Origin of the sequence: Mesorhizobium sp. M7A.F.Ca.CA.004.06.1.1, from assembly GCF_003999135.1 — a bacterium.
GTDB lineage: Bacteria > Pseudomonadota > Alphaproteobacteria > Rhizobiales > Rhizobiaceae > Mesorhizobium.
Genome location: NZ_RZPQ01001397.1, coordinates 1 through 538, shown reverse-complemented (window position 1 = coordinate 538; position 538 = coordinate 1). Strand labels below are relative to the sequence as shown.

At 68.6% G+C, this 538-nt stretch carries 1 protein-coding gene; it reads right to left on the bottom strand.

Going from position 1 to position 538, the window contains the following annotated elements; genetic code table 11:
* Window positions 1-538: hypothetical protein (locus tag EN906_RS36565; protein ID WP_164777729.1), on the bottom strand; the 538-nt coding region annotated here is incomplete at both ends.

Sequence of the window (538 nt, the reverse complement as noted above, 5' to 3'; positions counted from 1 at the left end):
GCTGGCCGTGCCGGCGGCGCTGAGCGTGCCGGAGGTGAATTCGATCGAATTGGCGGCGAAGGATCCCTGCGGATCGCGGGCCGCGCTGGCCGAGAATTTCACCCTAGCGCCGAGCACCGAGGCGATCTGCGGCGGAAAGGCCGTGGCCACGGCATCCGCGTTCATCTTGAGCTGCATCGACAGGTCGGCAAGCGCCACCGTCGCGGTCAGCGAAGCGTTGAGCGCGTCGGAACGCAGCGTGCCCTGGTCGATGGCAATGGCGTCCTTGCTGACCGACCCGGCCAGATCGACATCGATCTTGCCGGTGATCAGCGGCGCCAGCGTCGCCACGTCGGTGTTGAGGCCGCCCGCCTCCAGCTTGACGGTGACCGGCCCGGCGCGGTTCTGGATATCAAAACCGTCGGAATGGATCTGGGCCGCCAGGTCGTCCAGCCGCGTGCCGCCGGCGACGATGGAGACGAAGGAGGCGCCGACGTCGATGATCGGCGCCTTGCCGTCGCCGAAGGCCCGGGCGGTGGCATTGCTGATCGCCAGCGTG